The organism is Sphingobacterium sp. NPDC055346 (assembly GCF_053645235.1).
This window is the reverse complement of sequence record NZ_JBSHMI010000002.1, coordinates 392,911-412,043: the sequence shown is the minus strand read 5'-3', so window position 1 is coordinate 412,043 and position 19,133 is coordinate 392,911. Positions and strand designations below refer to the sequence as shown.

At 37.6% G+C, this 19,133-nt stretch carries 11 protein-coding genes; 6 read left to right on the top strand and 5 right to left on the bottom strand.

Features of this window, described 5'->3' with window-relative positions; genetic code table 11:
- Positions 1 to 22 precede the first annotated feature (22 nt).
- Together ACWICE_RS06045 and ACWICE_RS06040 are read right to left on the bottom strand one after the other, a co-directional pair.
- Positions 23 to 1,189: an efflux RND transporter periplasmic adaptor subunit gene (locus ACWICE_RS06045; RefSeq protein WP_254530025.1), complete on the bottom strand. Its 1,167-nt coding sequence runs from the start codon at positions 1,187 to 1,189 to the stop codon at positions 23 to 25.
- A 348-nt stretch (positions 1,190 to 1,537) separates the two neighbouring features.
- A complete protein-coding gene (locus tag ACWICE_RS06040) occupies positions 1,538 to 3,280 on the bottom strand; it encodes a chloride channel protein (RefSeq protein WP_237219526.1) in 1,743 nt (580 codons plus the stop codon).
- A 267-nt stretch (positions 3,281 to 3,547) separates the two neighbouring features.
- Here ACWICE_RS06040 and ACWICE_RS06035 point away from each other — a divergent pair, with 267 nt between their 5' ends.
- On the top strand, positions 3,548 to 5,713 hold the full coding sequence (locus ACWICE_RS06035; protein WP_454297869.1) for a S46 family peptidase: 2,166 nt from the start codon (positions 3,548 to 3,550) through the stop codon (positions 5,711 to 5,713).
- A 70-nt stretch (positions 5,714 to 5,783) separates the two neighbouring features.
- Here the strand turns inward: ACWICE_RS06035 and ACWICE_RS06030 are convergent, their stop codons facing one another.
- Genes ACWICE_RS06030 through pckA form a run of 3 tightly spaced genes read right to left on the bottom strand, consistent with a single transcriptional unit; the run spans position 5,784 to position 9,303 of the window.
- Positions 5,784 to 6,641, bottom strand: coding sequence for a DUF6265 family protein (locus ACWICE_RS06030; RefSeq protein WP_454297868.1), 858 nt, complete (start codon positions 6,639 to 6,641; stop codon positions 5,784 to 5,786).
- 50 nt (positions 6,642 to 6,691) lie between these two features.
- The gene (gene fbp / locus ACWICE_RS06025; RefSeq protein WP_214649463.1) at positions 6,692 to 7,717 is read right to left on the bottom strand and encodes a class 1 fructose-bisphosphatase; all 1,026 of its coding nucleotides are present in this window, start codon (positions 7,715 to 7,717) and stop codon (positions 6,692 to 6,694) included.
- A gap of 11 nt (positions 7,718 to 7,728) precedes the next feature.
- Positions 7,729 to 9,303, bottom strand: coding sequence for a phosphoenolpyruvate carboxykinase (ATP) (pckA, locus tag ACWICE_RS06020; protein WP_454292300.1), 1,575 nt, complete (start codon positions 9,301 to 9,303; stop codon positions 7,729 to 7,731).
- A gap of 530 nt (positions 9,304 to 9,833) precedes the next feature.
- On the opposite strand from pckA, the gene ACWICE_RS06015 reads away from it, so the two are divergent.
- From ACWICE_RS06015 to ACWICE_RS05995, 5 genes are all read left to right on the top strand, one after another.
- Positions 9,834 to 10,838: an LLM class flavin-dependent oxidoreductase gene (locus ACWICE_RS06015; RefSeq protein WP_454297867.1), complete on the top strand. Its 1,005-nt coding sequence runs from the start codon at positions 9,834 to 9,836 to the stop codon at positions 10,836 to 10,838.
- Between the two features lie 488 nt (positions 10,839 to 11,326).
- Positions 11,327 to 13,228 (top strand): FAD/NAD(P)-binding protein, encoded by a 1,902-nt coding sequence (locus ACWICE_RS06010; protein WP_185211921.1) that lies wholly within the window; start codon positions 11,327 to 11,329, stop codon positions 13,226 to 13,228.
- Positions 13,229 to 13,619: 391 nt separating this feature from the next.
- Positions 13,620 to 14,144, top strand: coding sequence for an RNA polymerase sigma factor (locus ACWICE_RS06005; RefSeq protein WP_185217878.1), 525 nt, complete (start codon positions 13,620 to 13,622; stop codon positions 14,142 to 14,144).
- Between the two features lie 56 nt (positions 14,145 to 14,200).
- Positions 14,201 to 15,361, top strand: coding sequence for a FecR family protein (locus ACWICE_RS06000; protein ID WP_454297866.1), 1,161 nt, complete (start codon positions 14,201 to 14,203; stop codon positions 15,359 to 15,361).
- 101 nt (positions 15,362 to 15,462) lie between these two features.
- On the top strand, positions 15,463 to 19,131 hold the full coding sequence (locus ACWICE_RS05995; protein WP_454297865.1) for a SusC/RagA family TonB-linked outer membrane protein: 3,669 nt from the start codon (positions 15,463 to 15,465) through the stop codon (positions 19,129 to 19,131).
- Positions 19,132 to 19,133 lie beyond the last annotated feature (2 nt).

Below are 19,133 nucleotides of genomic sequence, written 5' to 3'. Positions count from 1 at the left end.
ATAAGCAAAATTAATTTGACAATTATTTTTGTTGAGGTATAGGCATGATCACAGAGCCATCAGTAAGCTCTTCGAATCCACTTAAAATTACGCGGTCACCTTCTTGCAGTCCTTCAGATACGATATACTTATCCTTGGTAGAACCGTTCAATTTGATGTTACGACGTTGAGCCTGATTGTTTTTGTCAACTACAAACACAAAGGTTTTGTCCTGCAATTCATTGGTCGCAATCTGCGGAATCTGCAATACATCTTTCTTGACTTCGGCAATTTTTAATGTACCCGTACTCCCTGAACGCAAGATATTGTTAGGATTAGGGAAAGTCGCTCTCAATGAGATGGAACCAGTGGTTCTATCAACTTGTCCATTAACCGCATCTACAACACCTTTGGAGGAGTATTCTTCGCCATCGGCCATCATCAGGGTAACCTCTGGGAAAGTCAGGCGTTTCAATTTATCGTATTTACGACCTTCGACACTATCAGCTTTAGCCTGTGCCTTTGAGAAGTACAAGAAGTCTGATTCGTTCATTGCGAAATAGATATAAACCTCTTGGATATCCGATAGATTAGTCAAAGGTTCTTTGTCACCTTTGGTAATCAAGTTTCCGATACGCTTTGGAATACGACCTATATAACCACTCACTGGCGCGGTGATCGTTGTAAAATTTCTACTTAACTGTGCCGAGCGAACTTCTGCAGCAGCTTGATCCAGTCCTGCTTTTGCGACTTGATAGTCAGATTCCGCTGATGCTAACCTAACATCTGCAATGACATCGTTCTCTACCAATGGTTTCAAACGGTCAACTTCTAACTTTGCATTCTTTAATTTGGCTTGCGCCACTTTCTCTGCAGCATACATATTATTTAAATCCTCTTGATAGAAAGATGGATCTATTTTGAATAGCTTCTGCCCTTTTTGAACATAAGCACCTTCATCTACATAGATTTCCTGCAGCAAACCCTCTACTTGAGGACGTACTTCAACATTTACCTTACCTTCTATGGTACCTAGGTAATCTTTTACCGTTACAGCGTCTGATTTATCGACGGTATAAACTGGTAACGCCATGGGTTTTGCGGTATCTTCTTTTTCTTTGGATTTACTTTCAGAACAACTGGACATGATGCCTACTGTTCCTATTAATAATAATGTTGCTTTTAAAATTGATAACTTTGTTTTCTTCACAGTAATTTTCCGATTTTGTACTTTGTATTCGTAATATTTTTATTACACTTCCATCTTATTAACGTATCATTTAACAATTATTGTACCGTTTAACATTTGTTAACAGATTATACTTTAGTTAATATTTTGTTAATTCTAAGACATTTAAGCTATAAATCGTTGGTTTTCAAAGGCTAAAACCATGCATTTGAAAAAATAAAAAAAGGGATTTCTTTATTTTTTTTAATTAAACCAATTGGAAAATCAGCAGTCAAAGGCAATCCTTTGTATGATTTCAACGAAATTTAGAGGGAATATTATTGCTACAGATGGTAAACAAAGCAACATATTTTGGTCAAATCGATAGGATTACTCCAAATATTGGCCTTGTCTAATTAAAAGCCCGCGATATTTATTGAAAACAGAAGACTTTGATATAAAACCTAGGTATTGTTCATCCTTATTGACCACTGGAAGGATCCAAACATCCTCTTTATTCATCTTCGTCATCACATGCTCCATATTCTCCGTTTCAATAATTATATCATTAGGCTTTTGAGCTAAAGTGGCAAAAGTTTTATCTCTTCCCTCTTCTTCACCTAATAGAATGGAAAATAATCGCTCACTATATAGGATCCCTAGAAGTTTTCCTTTTTCGTCAACGATTGGGAATATATTCCGTTTGGAATGTAAAATATCCGATTGACGGTCCAATGGGGTCTGATCCGGTCTCAAAACAACAAAATTGGTTTCAAGCACATACCTCAGTTTCATCATACTGAGAACAGTACGGTCTTTATCTTCGTAAGATAGAAGATCTCCGGATTCTGCCAATACTTTGGTATAGACAGAGTGCTTCATCACCCCTCGATTGATTAAGTAAGAAATCGAAGCAACCAACATCAAGGGTACCATCAAAGTATATCCGCCGGTGATTTCGGCAATAAGAAAAATTCCTGTCAACGGCGCATGCATAATTCCTGCAAGTGCGGCGGCCATACCAGCCATCACGAAATTAGGAACATTGAGTTGCACAAAACCAGTTTGGTTCATGCCATAGGCGAAGGCAAAGCCTATCAATCCACCCATGACCAAACTAGGTCCAAAGATACCTCCGTTTCCTCCCCCATTGATTGTAAATAGTGATGCAAAGGATTTACCAAATAGAACCAAAACTGTATAACAAACAACTACCCAGGCCATGTCTCGATAATCTGAAAACAGGGAATTCTTGACAATCGAGTTAAAGTGCCCATCAAGGATCTGCTGTATGGTCAGATAGCCCTCTCCATATAAGGCGGGGAATACGAAGATCATGACTCCCAAGGAAATCCCACTGACCCATACCTTATTATATGGATTCTTGATTTTCGAAAACCAATTCTTTACTACTTGGCTGATCTTGGAGAAATAGATGGTATAGAGGCCGACCAAAACGGCTAATAGAATGTAAAAGAATATCGAGCTCACCTCCCAATCTGTTGCAGCAGTATGGAACAAAGGTTCGCTGTATAAGATCCTTGAGATAACCGCAGCTAAGGCCGAGGAAATCAACAATGGAATAAAGACAGGGATTGAGAACTCGGGCAATAGGATTTCAATGGCAAATACCATCCCAGCAACGGGACTATTAAATGCTCCGGATATCCCTGCTGCAGCTCCACATGCCAAAAGCATCGTAACTTCCTTATAGCTCAATCCGAAGAACCGTCCAATATTGGAACCAATGGCGGAACCCGAATAGGCAATCGGTGCCTCCAAACCTGAAGACCCTCCAAAGCCAACCGTAATGGCACTGGTAACAATTTGGGAATAAATATTATGTAGATCGATTCGACTGGACCGTCGGGAAATGGCGTAAATGATTGGTGTGATTCCGTGCTCAAGCTTTTTTCCCTTTATGAACTTGCGGACATATAGCACACTCAGGAAAATACCGATCAGCGGAAATATCAAATAAAGGGAATATTTGAAATGCCATTCAAGATCATCCTGTAGTTTGGCCGCGATAAAATGAGTTAATCCTTTCAAGAGAGCAGCTGCCAACCCACCTACAATACCCACCACAAAGGCTAGAACGATTAGAAAATTTCTGTTTGAAATCTTCTGCATTCTCCACCTATTTAAAGCCTCTAGTTTCTTTAGAAATTTTTGTCTCATTCGTTGGTCATTTCCCCTTTTAGATAGCTAAAGATTAATGTTTGCTATTTATAAAGGCTAAGGTTCCTATTATTAAATTAGCGTGAATAAAATTCCCTATTTTCTGCAAATATAGGAACCATTTATCGAATAGTTAAATAATACCCCAGGTATTACAGCAATAAATCTGTTTTGCCAATTAACATTTAGTATTTTTGGGATGAAACAAAATCTATAGTTATGTTAAACTTTATCAAAGCAGGGATAATTGCTGCTTTCTTAACCACCGGAACGGTCATCATTCCGAATGCCATTCCTGATGAAGGGATGTTCCCTTTGAGCGAACTGGGCAAAGCCGGTCTGAAAAAAGCAGGATTAAAAATTAGCGAAAAGGAGATCTATAATCCCGGACAGATAGGCCTAGTCGATGCCTTGGTACAGGTTAGTGGTTGTTCTGGCTCATTTGTCTCTCCGAATGGATTGATCATCACCAACCATCACTGTGCTTTCAGTGCCGTTCAATTAGCCTCCACACCCGAACACAATTATTTAGAAAATGGATTCGTCGCGAATTCGCATGAGCAAGAAATCGAAGCCAAGGGACTGAATATCCGGATTACGGACTCTTATGAGGATGTATCCCAGAGAATCTGGGAAGCTGTTGCAAATGTAACTGACCCTAGCCAGCGTATCGATATCATTACCAACAAAAGAAAAGAAATTGCAAAAGAAGCTGAAGCCCAAGATCCATCCATCAAGGCTGAAGTTTCTGAGATGTTCATCGGCAAGAGCTATGTTTTGTTCAAATATAAAACCATAGAAGATGTGCGCTTGGTTTATATCCCTAGACAGAACATTGGAGAGTTCGGTGGTGAGACGGACAACTGGGTATGGCCTAGACATACAGGTGACTTCTCTTTCTTGAGAGCCTATGTTGCCAAAGATGGTTCTTCTGCGAAATACTCTAAAGATAATGTCCCTTATAAACCAAAGAAACATTTAAAGGTAAATCCTAAAGGTGTAAATGAAAATGATTTCGTTTTTATCCTTGGCTACCCTGGTCGTACTTTCCGTCATAGACCTGCCCAGTATATTGAATATCAGCAGCAATATTTATTGCCTTACACCTCAGAACTTTATGATTTCCAAAATCAGCAGATGCTACTTGCAGGAAAAGATGATAAAGCTACTGAATTGGCACTTGCAACAAGGATCAAGAGGAATGCAAATGTAATGAAGAATTACAGAGGTAAATTGAAAGGCTTGAGAAACATCGACCTTGTCAATACCAAGATCAAGGAGGATGAGGAATTGGCAAAATTCATTGAGAATGATGCTGCGTTAAAAGCTCAATATGGCTCCTTGATGAAAGATATAGACCAACACTACGGATTGGTTTTCCAAAATGCAGAAAAAGAATTATGGTATAACAACATCTATTCTGGAATTCGCTCCTTACAATTTGCTTCCTTGACCAATAGCTTTCAAGATGCTATTAACAAAGAACTATCAAGCAAACGTAAGGAAGAATTGTACAAGGCCAATATTGATAATTTCAAGAAACAGTTAGCTGGCCTTTATGAAAGCTTCAATCTAAATGTAGATAAAAGTATTGCAAGCAGCATGTTTGCTCAAGCTTACCAATTAAAAGATGGCAATGCCCTTCCATTTGTTGCAGCTCACAAATTCAGTAACGAACAGGCAGCTTCTGATTATATCAGCAAGGCCATCGAAGATTCCAAACTTTCTAATCAAGAGTATTTTGAGAACACTGTCCTAAAGGATGTAAATTCTTTCTTAAAGTATTCAGATGATTTAATGAAGTTTCAAAAAGAACTGGAAACGGAAATGCAGCCATTCTATGCGGAACAAAAAAGAAGAGAAGGTAATTTGAACAAGTTAATGGCGGATTATATTGCCGTAAAAGAAAAGTTCCAATCAAAAAGCTTTATCCCTGACGCGAATTCAACTTTAAGGTTGACATTTGGAAACATAAAGGGCTATAGTCCTGCAGATGCCACCTACATGGAACCCTTCACTACCGTAAAAGGAATCATTGAAAAGGGTAACTCAGGTTTAAATGAATTCACCTATCCTGAAGCAATCAAGACCAATTGGCTGGACAAGAACTTCGGAAACTACTTTAAAAAGGATTTGAATGATGTACCTGTTAACATCCTATATAACATGGACACTACGGGCGGAAACTCAGGATCTCCTATCATGAATGCTTACGGAGAATTGATCGGAGTGAACTTCGATAGAGCTTATGATGCTACTATCAATGATTTCGCTTGGAACGAGAGCTACAGTCGTTCGATCGGTGTCGATATCCGTTATGTGTTATGGATAGCAGATAAGGTTGACAATGCTCAATTCATTATCCAAGAAATGGGAGTTAAATAAATCACAATATTTAATAAAAAACTCGGCCAGTCATTGCTCTGCAAGACTGGCCGAATCTGTTTTAACTATATTAGAATTTGGATTTGGTAATTTTCTCTGAATATGGAAGATACATTGGAAGTGCCGCTGAACCATACCAGGTATAAATAGAATAAGCCAGGTACCCCGCTTTTATAGCTGGATCAGTTTCCAGAATTGCTTTCGCTTCCTCTTCTGTCTTTATATTGTTTAGAATAAATAGACCCCTATATTGATCCGAATTCTTCCCAAAAGGACCAGCAACGATCAGCTTCTCTTCCTTAACCAACCTGTTGATATTATCCATATGGCCTTTGAAAGCCGTATTGATCAAATCTTTGTCCTGATCTTTATTTTCTCCAGTCTTCAAAACCACATAAAAGTAGGATTTCATACCGTATTCATCTGAACCTAACTTCTGTGCTAAAGCTTCATCATAGACAGTATCCTGCTTTGCACCTGAAACCTTCTTAGGAAGAAAGATTTGCGTATGTTCCTTTCCTTGACCAGCGATTTTTACGATCAAATTCCCTGTAGAGTCTGAAGCCTTGCTATAGGTAATTTCTTGCGGGAAATCATGCTTATGATTTACAAACTTGATCTCCTTATCAGATGGTTTTCCTTCGGCAGTAAATTCAATTGGCAATCCCTTATTCTGACCCACTACCGTAGCAATCAAGACCACTTTACCTTTTTTCAATTGGATATCCAGGTAATCAGAAACCTGAGGAATAGCACCATCAATTTTGTAACCAAAGCCTTTCATGCTCTTGTCAGAAAGAACATCCCAATGTTCTTCGCTATTGCTTCCCTGTATTTCCCAATGACCTTTTAAAAACAGAGGTAATCTATCTTGGGCATAGGAAAGCTGAAAGCAGAACAGACACAGTACAGCAAATAGTATTTTCATAATTAGATGTTTCTGCAAACATAATTATTTTCAATTACTTAAATAATAGCCTATACAAAAGACGGTTCTACACTTGAATATTCTGCAATAAATTGTTCTACCTTTTCAACCATGTTCTTACTTCCGATGATCAACGGAGTCCTTTGATGCAATTCGACAGGTTCAATGTCCAAGATTGGCATCTCACCGGTTGTAGCTTTACCACCAGCTTGTTCAGCAATAAATGCCAATGGATTACATTCATACATCAATCGAAGTTTCCCATTCGGATACTGATAGGTATCCGGATATAAGAACAGACCTCCTTGAATCATATTCCTATGAAAATCGGCCACTAAGGAACCAATATATCGAGAAGAATATGGTCGGTTGGTTTCTTTATCGATTTCTTTGCAGAATTGCAGGTATTGTTTAATCGCAAGGGAAAACTGGTTGTAATTGCTTTCATTTACAGAATAGGTCTTCCCATTTTCAGGAATCCTTAAACCTGGATGGGAAAGACAGAATTCTCCAATAGATGGATCCAAAGTAAAGCCATTCACTCCCTTTCCAGTAGTATAAACAAGCATGGTTGAAGAACCATAGATCACATAACCTGCGGCAACTTGTTTTCTACCGATCTGCGCAAAATCAATGTTCTCGATCTCTTCTCCAGAGCTTACTCTTTTATAGATGGAGAAAATAGTACCTACTGACACATTTGCATCAATATTGGAAGAACCATCCAAAGGATCAAAATAAACCATATACTTACCTACAGCATATTTATTTCGTTTTGTCAGATCTATTCCGTCTTCATGTTCTTCAGAAGCTAGATAGCAGCATTCGCCAACTCGTTCCAATGCATCCATAAAGTAATGATCAGCAAATACATCTAGTTTTTGTTGTTCCTCACCTTGGGCATTGGTATTACCTTGCTTCCCTAGGATGTCAGCCAAGCCAGCTTTATTTACTTCCCTATGAACAATTTTAGCGGCCAAAGAAATCCCTTGTAGCAATCGTGTCAATTCTCCTTTTGCTTGAGGAAATTGAGTTTGTTGCTCAGAAATAAATTGCTCTAATGTTTGAATTCCCATTTCTCTTTTTATTAACTCAATACCTTTTCAACTGGTTTCGGGATAAATTGAGCATAATTTTCATCAAACATTCCCTTTAATTTTTCCGCTAACTCCTCATAAGCTTCTGGATTGTCCCAAACGCGTTTAGGATTTAATAGATTAGTTGGGATTTCAGGACATTCCCTTGGCATCTGAAGATTAAAAATCGGATGTTTTTCATATCCTGCTTCGCCAATATGGCCCTCCATAGCGGTACGGATTAATTGACGGGTATATTTTAACTGTATCCTTCTTCCTACGCCGTAAGGACCAGCTACCCAACCCGTATTGACCAACCAAACTTGGATATCCGGATTTTCTTCTAGTTTCTTCCTTAACATTTCCGCGTAGTGCATAGGATGCAATGGCATAAATGCAGCACCAAAACAAGCGGAGAAAGTAGCCGTAGGCGTCTTTACTCCCATTTCTGTTCCTGCTACTTTAGCTGTATATCCATTGATAAAATAGTACATGGCCTGTTCAGCAGTAAGCTTGGAGATCGGAGGAAGTACTCCAAATGCATCCGCACTCAAAAAGAAGATATGCTTTGGTGAAGCACCATATCCTCTAGGATTTACATTTTCCAAAAATTCGATTGGGTATGAAGCGCGCATGTTTTCTGTGATGCTGCTATCGTCATAATCTGCTTCACGAGTTCCAGGTTTAAAATTCACGTTCTCCAATAATGCACCAAATTTGATAGCATTAAAGATTTGTGGTTCATGTTGCTGCGTCAAACCAATGGCCTTCGCATAGCAACCTCCTTCGAAGTTAAACACCTCATTTTCCGTCCAACCATGCTCATCATCTCCGATCAATAAACGACCATGATCAGATGATAACGTTGTTTTACCCGTCCCAGATAGGCCAAAGAATAAAGCAGTGTCGTTTTTCTTACCGACATTTGCAGAACAGTGCATTGTTAACACGTTATGCTTTAAAGGCAAGTAATAATTCAGTGCAGAGAAAATCCCCTTCTTAATCTCTCCTGTATATGCCGTTCCGATGATGATAACCACTTTACGGGTTAGATCCAAAACCACACAGTGTGAAGTTGGCAAGCCCAAGGCCTGGTAATCATCAACTTTTAAATTTGAAGCTGCTAAGACTGTCCAATCGACTGGTCCTTGCGTTTCAACATCTACATTGATAAACATATTGTTCACAAAAATATCCTGACAAGGACTTTGGGTAACCGTAAGTACATTTTGGGAATAATCTTTATGATTACAAGCTTGTACAGATCTTACATAAATGGGATTTAATGAAAGATATTCAGTTACTCTAGCCAGCAACAGGTCAAACAGCTCGATGCTCATGGGTTTGTTTACTTTTCCCCAATTTACGTGCTCTGCTGTGTCGGAGTCTTTTACGATAAATCTAGACTCTGGCGAGCGCCCTGTAAAAATGCCAGTTTTGAAACTCAATGCTCCTGTTTCTGTTAAGGAAGCTTCATTATTTTTAATCGCTCTTTCCACCAGTTCTGGTACTGGAAGTTGAAAATAAATTGGACTTGAAGGACGGATCCCAAGTGACTCCAATTGACTACTGATTAAATTTGTCATATATAGGATTTATTTTGCGAACAAAGCTATATATATTTTTAGCAATAAAAAAAGTAAATTTAGCATATTGTAAAATTTACACAATTGTAACTACCTTATTTTCAATTAAATAAAATGAAAAATATAGATATAATTAATTTAGCAATTTTATACAGCAAATACTAGCCTTTTCTATAATGTGCCTTTAAACAGTTTAAATGCATTTTTCAACGTTTTTGGCGATTTTTAAGGGATTTTAAGGTATTTATTATTTTAATTGAAATGAAAATGTAGCGATAATTCTACCTTGCTAAAATGAAATGACAATATCCTTTAATAAATTGACAATATATGTTAAAAATTATTCCAATTTTGATTAAAAATGAAAGGTAAAATTTGAACTTACTCAAATAAAAAATCCCTCAAATCCTATGTTAATACTAGACTACCATCATTGCTTCTCTATAAATTTTAGGAATCGTGACAAAGCTTAAATAATTCCATACATTAAGATTACCATTTCAATGTAATTTGAGACGTATATTTACCTTATGAAGAACATCCAATATTCTCTACTGGAATTAGCCACTTTAAGAAAGAATAATACAGCCACTGAAGCGATCGAAAGAGCTTCAGAAGGCGCCAAACATATTGACAAACTAGGTTATACCAGGATATGGCTCGCCGAACACCATAATATGGAATTTATTGCCAGTTCGGCCACTTCAGTTTTGATCGGCCATATTGCGAGCCAAACGCAAAACATCCGGGTTGGTTCCGGAGGGATTATGCTCCCTAACCACTCCCCTTTGGTGATTGCGGAACAATTTGGAACTTTAGAATCTATTTATCCCAACCGAATTGATCTTGGTCTTGGGCGAGCTCCCGGCACCGATCAGTTGACCGCAATGGCACTTAGGAGGAATAATTTAAATACGGCATTTTACTTCAAAGATGATGTGCAGTCCCTCCAACGCTACTTCAGTTCCGACAACCACAGCTCCAAGGTTCGCTCATTCCCTGGAGAAGGTTTAGAAATCCCTATCTGGATTCTGGGGTCCAGCACGGACAGTGCCTTTCTTGCTGCGGAATTAGGTTTACCCTATGCATTTGCGGCACACTTCGCCCCAAATATGTTAAAGGCTGCGGCCGATATCTATAGAATGAACTTCAAACCATCCGAACAATTGCAGGAGCCTTATTTTATGGTTTGTGTAAATATAGTGGCAGCAGAGACCAATGAAGAGGCCATATTTTTATCCAGCAGCTTGCAGAACCTTTTTGCAGGAATAGTGACCAACCGGAGGATGCCTTTATCAGCACCAACGGAAAAACCCATTTTCCACGGAATACCTGAAATCGAGCAAGCAGTCCAATCCATGACTTCCAGTACCTATACAGGCAACCCTGAACAATTGGCCAGGACACTTAAAGAATTGATTGAGGAGGTAAATGCACAAGAGATCATGACCACTAATTATATATATGATGACCAAAAAAGATTGAAATCTTTAGAATTGATTAAGGATACTTTCGATTTAATTAACAAAGAATAAGCAATTTCAACACATTCAGGTAATAAATAAAAGGGGATTTAACGTAAATCCCTTTTTTTATACCCTAACATTAGGGTATTGATAAAAAATATTAATAAAATAAACTCAAAAAACACATTTCTCTAAAACGTTTATGGTTATTTACTGTTATATTTACTACATCACACAAAACTAAATCTTTGTTAAAAAGATTGCGAAACAAGTGGCACATTAACGCTTGTCTAGCTTAATAAGGTACAAATATTATTAATGTGATTTAGTAATTAACAATTTTGGAGATATCAGTTAGATGTCCTTGGAGGGGTATGAATTTATCCAAAGGGTTAAAACATTGATTGAAGCAAAAAAAGTGAATTTCTAAACAAGTGAATCTAAACTGTTAGTTAGGCTATGATTATCCAATCATAGCAAGATTTGCATTGCACTAAAACGCTTTATATCTATTAGTGAATTTAATTGAGCTCCAATGATTAATAAAAAATTAGATTATGATTTGGAATTCTGCATATCTAGACCCACACCTGAGTAAGGTGCCTAAACACATTTACAGCCAAATTGTGAATGACGAGGAATTGCCTGCCGAAAAATCAGACGCAATTTACATTGCTATTATTGGAGGTGGTCCCAAAGGTTTTTATGCTCTAGACCGTTTTATTTCTAAAGCTATAGACCAAAACATCCATAAACCCATCAACATTCATTGGTTTAATCACAACCGAGAATTTGCCTCTGGACCTCACTTCCAACCTACCCTGCCTTCCTATCTCATCATGAATGATTGCATAGCAGAAATAAGCTGTTGGGAAGAGCCGGAATCGTCACATTATATTCCAAACAGATTAAAACTTATTGATTGGATCCATCAAAACAAATCTGCAGAAAGCAGCCCTAACCCTTCTGATTTCTGTTCTAGGGAGCTGATGGGGCTCTACTTAATGGATGCTTTGCACAAGACCTTAAGCCATAAACCCAATCAGATCGAAGTCAACCTGGTCAACAGCAATATCTTGGACATGGATATACACATGGACAGAGTACAACTGACAAGTTCGAAAATGACTTTGCCCTTCCAATACGAATCAGCGATTTTTTGTACTGGCCATAGTTATTCCAATATGGAGGAAGAAGATCTTTTAGCATCTGATTGCAATGAAAACATCCTCTATCTTCCGCAAACTTACCCTGTGGAGCTATTGGATGAGATTCCAGCACAGGTCGATGTTGCCATCAAAGGAATAGGCTTGACCTTTATGGATGCTGTCCTACACCTTACTGAAGGCCGAGGAGGAATATTTTATAAACAGGACCATGAATACCGCTATCTTCCATCTGGATATGAACCTATTATCTATCCTTTTTCAAGAAGAAACCTCCCTATGCTACCGCGAAATGCATTCTGGAATGGAAATAAATATGAACTAAAAATAATGAATGAGGACTGGCTCAATTTGTTGAAAAGTAGAAATGAACCTTTGAATTTTGAAAGGGATATACTGCCTACCTATAACCTTGAAGCACAATTGGCCTTTTACACCTATACTCATGCGACCCAAGAGCTGACTTCAGCAGAAATCCTGGAATTCATTGACACTTTTGATGCGACCAAACTTTTTTCTATCTCCGCACTCATCGATCCGATGACCTATTCTAAGGTGCAGATGGAAACAAATTACCATGAGTTCATTGTCGATCTTAGCATTTACAGCATGAAGCTTTCAGAACAAGGTGAGCTAAAAAGTCCAATGGCGGCTGCAATTGCAGCAATTCGGGAAGGCTTCTACCTTATTGCCGAGCTCTTCTCCCATAATGGTTTTGACGAGGAATCCCAGGAATCCTTTGAAAAATATTGGCAAGGATTCATTAACCATACCGCTTTTGGACCTCCAAGGGATAGTATCGATAAATTGTTCTGCTTGGCCAAGGATGGCTATGTAAAGTTTATGTTTTCTGAAGAACCAGTTATTGAGGTCCAACCAGAAGCATTACTATTAAAGAATTCCTATGTAGAAAAAGAATTTAATTTCCTGATCGATGCCCGGATACCAAAAGGCAACCTGAAGCTAAAAAACAACAAGCTATACGAACGGATGCGAAGGAAAGGATATGTGCAGGAAATTGTCAATGGAAACTATAGTAATGGAAAAATAGCTGTTGATAAGGAAGGAAAACTTATTGGCAATATACAGAATGGGCTTATTTACCTGTATGGAATCCCAACCGATGGAACATACTTACAAAATGACAGCTTATCAAGAGAAACGAATAATTTCAGCAATACCTGGTGTCAGGCTACCTTAGAAAGGATAAAGAATAAATCGATATTGGAAAGCAGACCAAATTATAGTCTAGCCTTTTCCAATGTTAATTACACAAACTTAACACCGAATTAATACACAGATTAAAGTCTATTTATATTTTTGATAATAAAATTTATTAAAGATGATAAAAGACGAAGTATTGACACAAGAATCGAATTCTATATTGATAGAATTCCTGTATGATGGTGATGATTTTAATTCAGAAGAGGATTAAAATCCACCATCATTTTTTTTACCCCTCCCCATTTACAAAACCAACCCCATTACACTTCTTAATTTTTACAATTCGATTTTAGAAGAATCGAATAATTTTCTGTTTTCAAGCTTTAAGCGCTGAAGCATCAAGCTATAAAACTCTTTTTCAACATCATGCAATATATTTAATTTTTAATTACATATATTTATTCATATTAAACCATTATAACAATACCTTTATCATTCAAAAATGAACACTCCAGTCAATATGTCTGACAAAAATTTGTATATCAAATATTACAAATTCATAAATTTTTATGCATTCAAATTAACAGGGGATTATGAACGCGCAGAAGATTTAACACAGGACGCATTCACTTCTTACCTATTGAACAAATCTAAAATATCGAGCAACCCATCGGCCATTAAATCCTTCCTATATACTGCCGTGAGAAATAAATTGATCAATGAACATAGAAGGACTGAAATAAGTCAAAGGTATTGGAGAATTACGGGATTTGATGAAAAAGATCCCCAAGATATTGACCGCCTCGTAATCTACACCGAATTATTACAAGAAATCGATAGACTTGTCAATGCCCTGCCCAACATGTGCCAACAGGTAATCAAACTAAGCTTTTTTGAAGGATTAACCAACAATGAAATTAAAGACCAATTAAATATCAGTATCAACACGGTCAAAACCCACAAAAAAAGAGGTCTTGCATTTCTACAGAAGCATCTTAACCCAGAATACTTCTTAATATTTATCAATTTCTTAACTTCCAATTAAATTTATTTTAATAAGCTTTCATCCTTTTCCGTAATTAAGTTTTCTTAATTATAATTATGAACCAAAAGGAGAAACTAATCGCCATTCTGATTTTCAAATACATTCAAGGTATTTGTACGGTCCGTGATATCAGGAAACTGAATAATTGGCTGGAAGAAAACATGGAAAACAAAGACTTTTTCCGAGATGCGGTTAACACCGTTCAATTGAAAGAGGATCTTGACTTACTAAATTCTTTCGATGCCGAAAAATCTTGGAACAAGAGACAAAGAAAAAAGAAAACTAAAATATTCATATGGTCTATTGCTGCATCTCTAACACTGTTTGCTCTTTCGTTCTTATTATTATACTCTTCTTCTTGGCTTAACAACGAAGAAACTATACAGCTTTCTCAAAATGAAAGAAAATTAGACTCAGCTTACAAGGATAAATATCCAGCCAAAGTTGGGGCCCAACTAATCTTATCAAATGGAGAAAAGATCCTGTTGGATAAGCCTTTACAGGTGAAACATTCTGGGGAAATCCTGAATTCAGATCAAAAAATCATAACTACAGTCAACCAACCGACAAAAAATGAGAAGATAAAATGGCTTGAGATCCAAGTCCCTGCAGCCCAATATTATTCGATCGTACTACCTGATAGCAGCATGGTCTGGTTAAATTCCAACTCAACCATAAAATTTCCTTCACGATTCGATCAGCAAATTAGAATGATCAACTTAAGCGGTGAAGCTTACTTCCAGATCAAGCACAGTCCAAAACAACCTTTTATCGTCAAAACAGCCGATGCAGAAATTAAAGTTTTAGGGACTTCCTTTAATGTCAATAATTATAACAACAGTTTAATAGCCTCTCTTGAAGAAGGAAAAATTGAAATAAGATCAAAATCAGATTTCAAGGAATTGAAGCCCTTACAAAAAGTTGAGCTTATCGCGAATAGGCTCATCGTATCAGAATCCGATTTACAGAAAGAATTAGCGTGGAAAAACAATAAATTCATTTTCAGCAAGGACAATCTCAAGGATATCCTTTTCCAAATTGAGAATTGGTATGGTATTAAGACAAACTATCAATCCATCCAAAATAATGATGAAACTTTCACCGGTACTATCGATCGAGATGTAAAGCTTTCCAAGATCCTAGACATCTTAAATAGCACCTCCAAATACAATTTCCTGATTATAGATAACCAATTAATTTCAACACTTAAACATTGATATCATGAGCACATAACATCTATTTTAGGGATATAACGCTACCTGTGGCTAATCCCGATACAAGCAAGAACCAATTTTAAACATCTAATCAATTTCTTAAAATGCTGTACTTTTTAGTTCACAAAAAACTAGGAAAAGAGAAAGGTTTTGACCTTAAATTCCTGGTAAAGATCCTAAAGTTCATTATTCTATTGACCCTTCTGATGCTTTATAGCATCATCGTAAAGGCTAATGAACAATTAATATCCGTAAAGTTCCAAAAGGCAAAATTAAACACGGTCCTAAAGGCTATTGCTAATCAAACTGATTACCAATTTTTCTATAACGACCGCATAAATCTAATTACAGGACCCATCACGATAAATATAGAGAAGGGAACCGTTGTCCAAGTCTTGGAGCTGATCCTACCTAAAGAAAAACTAGCTTATCAAATATCTGACAATCAGATCACTATCAGTATCTGTAAGCAGAACATCCTCAACTCCCTTGTAAGTCAACAAGAAAACATCCAAGGTACGGTCAGGGATGCTGAAGGAAAGCCCCTTCCAGCTGCCTCTGTTAGTATCAAAGGAACAAACAAAAGCACTTCGACTGATCAAAATGGAAAATTTGAGATCAGTGCTTTACCGACAGACGTTATCATTATCAGTTTCTTAGGCTACAAAAGGCAGGAAATCTCCATTGCTGGTAGAAAAACAGTTAACATCAATATGCAAAGAGATCAACAGACCTTAGAAGTTGTTGATGTGGTCGCCACTGGATATCAGACCATCGACAGACGGAAGTTCACCGGCGCTGCTACGAAAGTAAAAGCCGAAGACGCACAACGCTTTGGTGTCCCCGATGTTTCCAGAATGTTGGAAGGTCAAGTCTCTGGTGTCAGTGTTCAGAATGTCTCGGGAACATTTGGAGCTGCACCAAAAATTCGTGTACGGGGTGCGACTTCAATTACTGGAGACAACAAACCTTTATGGGTAATCGATGGGATTATTTTGGAAGATGTAGTCAACATCTCTAACGATCAATTATCTACAGGTGATGCCAATACCCTATTGGGATCTTCCGTTGCCGGAATAAACCCAGATGATATCGAAAGTTTCGAAATCCTTAAAGATGCTGCCGCCACTTCCCTATATGGAGCAAGGGCAATGAATGGCGTAATTATTATTACAACCAAAAAAGGTAGAGCCGGTACCCAAGCGGTGTCTTATCTAGGAAATTATACGACCTACCTTCGTCCATCCTATTCTCAATTTGACATTGTAAATTCCTACGATCAAATGTCAATCTATTCAGAAATTGCTAGAAAGGGGGCCATAGATTATGCGTTGATCAGGAACAATATGAATTCCGGAATTTTCGGAAACTTATCAAGGGGACTATCAACTTGGAAAGAAGATGGAACTCCCTTGGTCGAAAACACTCCTGAAGGCCGTGAAGCCTTTTTGAAGAGATACATCTATCAAAACACGGATTGGTTCAAAACCCTTTTCAACAATTCATTATTACAGGAACATTCTGTGAGTTTTTCCAATGGTAACAATAAGGTCCAAACCTACTATTCAACCTCATTTTTACAGGATAATGGTTGGGCAAAAGCAAATGGAGTAAGAAGATACACCGCAAACATTCGAGGAAATTACAACATCACAGATAAGCTATCGATTGGCTTGTTGACAACAGGTTCCATCCGAGATCAAAAAGCACCCGGCACATTAGGGCAAGATAGCAACCCCGTTACAGGTGTTGTATCAAGAAATTTCGACATCAACCCTTTCTCCTATGCCATGAATACCTCAAGGGTCATTGCTCCTTTCGATGAACAAGGAAATAGAGAAAATGTAACCATGAATTATGCTCCATTCAACATATTAAATGAATTGGACAAAAATTACATGGAGTTAAAAATGATAGACCTGAAGGTCCAAGGGGAACTAAACTATAAACTTCCTAAAAACATTAATTACAATTTCATTGGTGCATATCGTTATGCAAGTACTGGAAATGAGCATAAAATAAACGAAACCTCAAATTTATCAAATGCTTATCGCGCCGGTACAATATATGGAGTTGATGGAATTGAAAATAGCATCATTGCAAACCAAAACAGGTTCTTATATAGAGACCCTGCAAATCCGGACGCCAGACCCATGTCTGTTTTGCCCTATGGAGGTATTTATATTACCAATGAAAACATCCTAAAGAGCTTTTATTTAAGAAATAGTTTCAATTGGAACTTAACATCCCAAAAACACTATTTTACCGCATTTGCCACCCAAGAGATAAGATTCTTGGACAGGATGACTAAAGATATGACGGGCTATGGATACCAGTTTGATAAAGGCGGTGTTCCTTTTATTGACCCTAATATCATCAAAATGACTGTTGAAGGAAATTTACCTTACTATAAAATGCAAGTCTTTTCTGATCGCTTTGTTGCTTTTGCCGCAAATGGAACATACTCTTTCGACAGCCGATATCAATTCACCGGAACAGCGCGATATGATGGGTCAAATCAATTAGGCAGAAGCCGTGTAGCAAGATGGCTTCCTACCTGGAACCTTTCAGGGTCATGGAACATCGACCAGGAAAACTTCTTCAAGAACCAGACCTTCTTCAACACCTTAACCTTGAGAGGTACATATGGTTTGACCGCCAGTATGGGACCTGCCACCAATGCGAGTTTGGTGTTACGCTCCGGATCGGTCAACCGCCCATTTATCCATGAACAAGAACCAGTAATCAACATCGATTTCTTAGAAAACCAAGATTTGACCTGGGAAAAGCAATATGAAACCAATATTGGACTTGACGCAACATTCGCTAATAGACGGTATCAGATTGTCTTAGATTTATATAAAAGGGATGCATTTGATCTAATTGGACCAATGCGCATTTCAGGAATTGGAGGTGAAGCGATAAAATTTGCCAATTACGCCGATATGAAATCCCGAGGAATAGAGCTATTGTTCAAGGCAACAGTATTTGATAGAAAGGATTGGGGCTGGAAAACCCAATTGACCAATGCTTTTTATGACAATAAAATAACTTCGATAAGAAATGAACCCAATATCTGGAATTTGGTAAATTCTGTTGGAGCGGCGAAAGAAGGTCATCCACATCGAGGTCTATTTTCTATTGATTTTGAGAAATTGAACGAATTCAATGGAACACCCATATTTGTCAATGAAAATAATGAAATCTCCAACAATGTTTTCCTTCAAAGTATACAGACCAACTACTTAAAATATGAAGGTCCTGTAGATCCAACATTCAATGGTGGTTTTTATAACAATTTCAATTATAAGAACCTTAACCTTTCATTCTTGGTAACCTATAGTGCAGGAAACAAAGTAAGACTGAATCCTATCTATAAAAATCAATACTCCGAATTGGATGCGATGTCCTATGATTTCTTAGATAGATTCCTTGCACCTTATGAAAATTTATCCCCTTCTATCGCGACTTCAAGGACCTCTTCTAGATTACCTGGAGACCAAGTGTATAATGCCTACAACTATACCGATCAACGAGTGGCAGATGGTGGATTCATCAGAATGAAACAAGTAACATTAGGTTATCAATTTCCAAAAAAATTCTTTGGGAAATCAATCTTCAATAACCTTTCATTAAATCTAGTTGCTAACAATCTTTTCTTGATTTACTCAGATCCAAAGTTGAATGGCCAAGATCCTGAGTTTTATGGATCCGGAGGAGTGGCATTGCCAATACCTCGTCAATTTACCCTTTCCATTAAAGCAGGATTATAAAC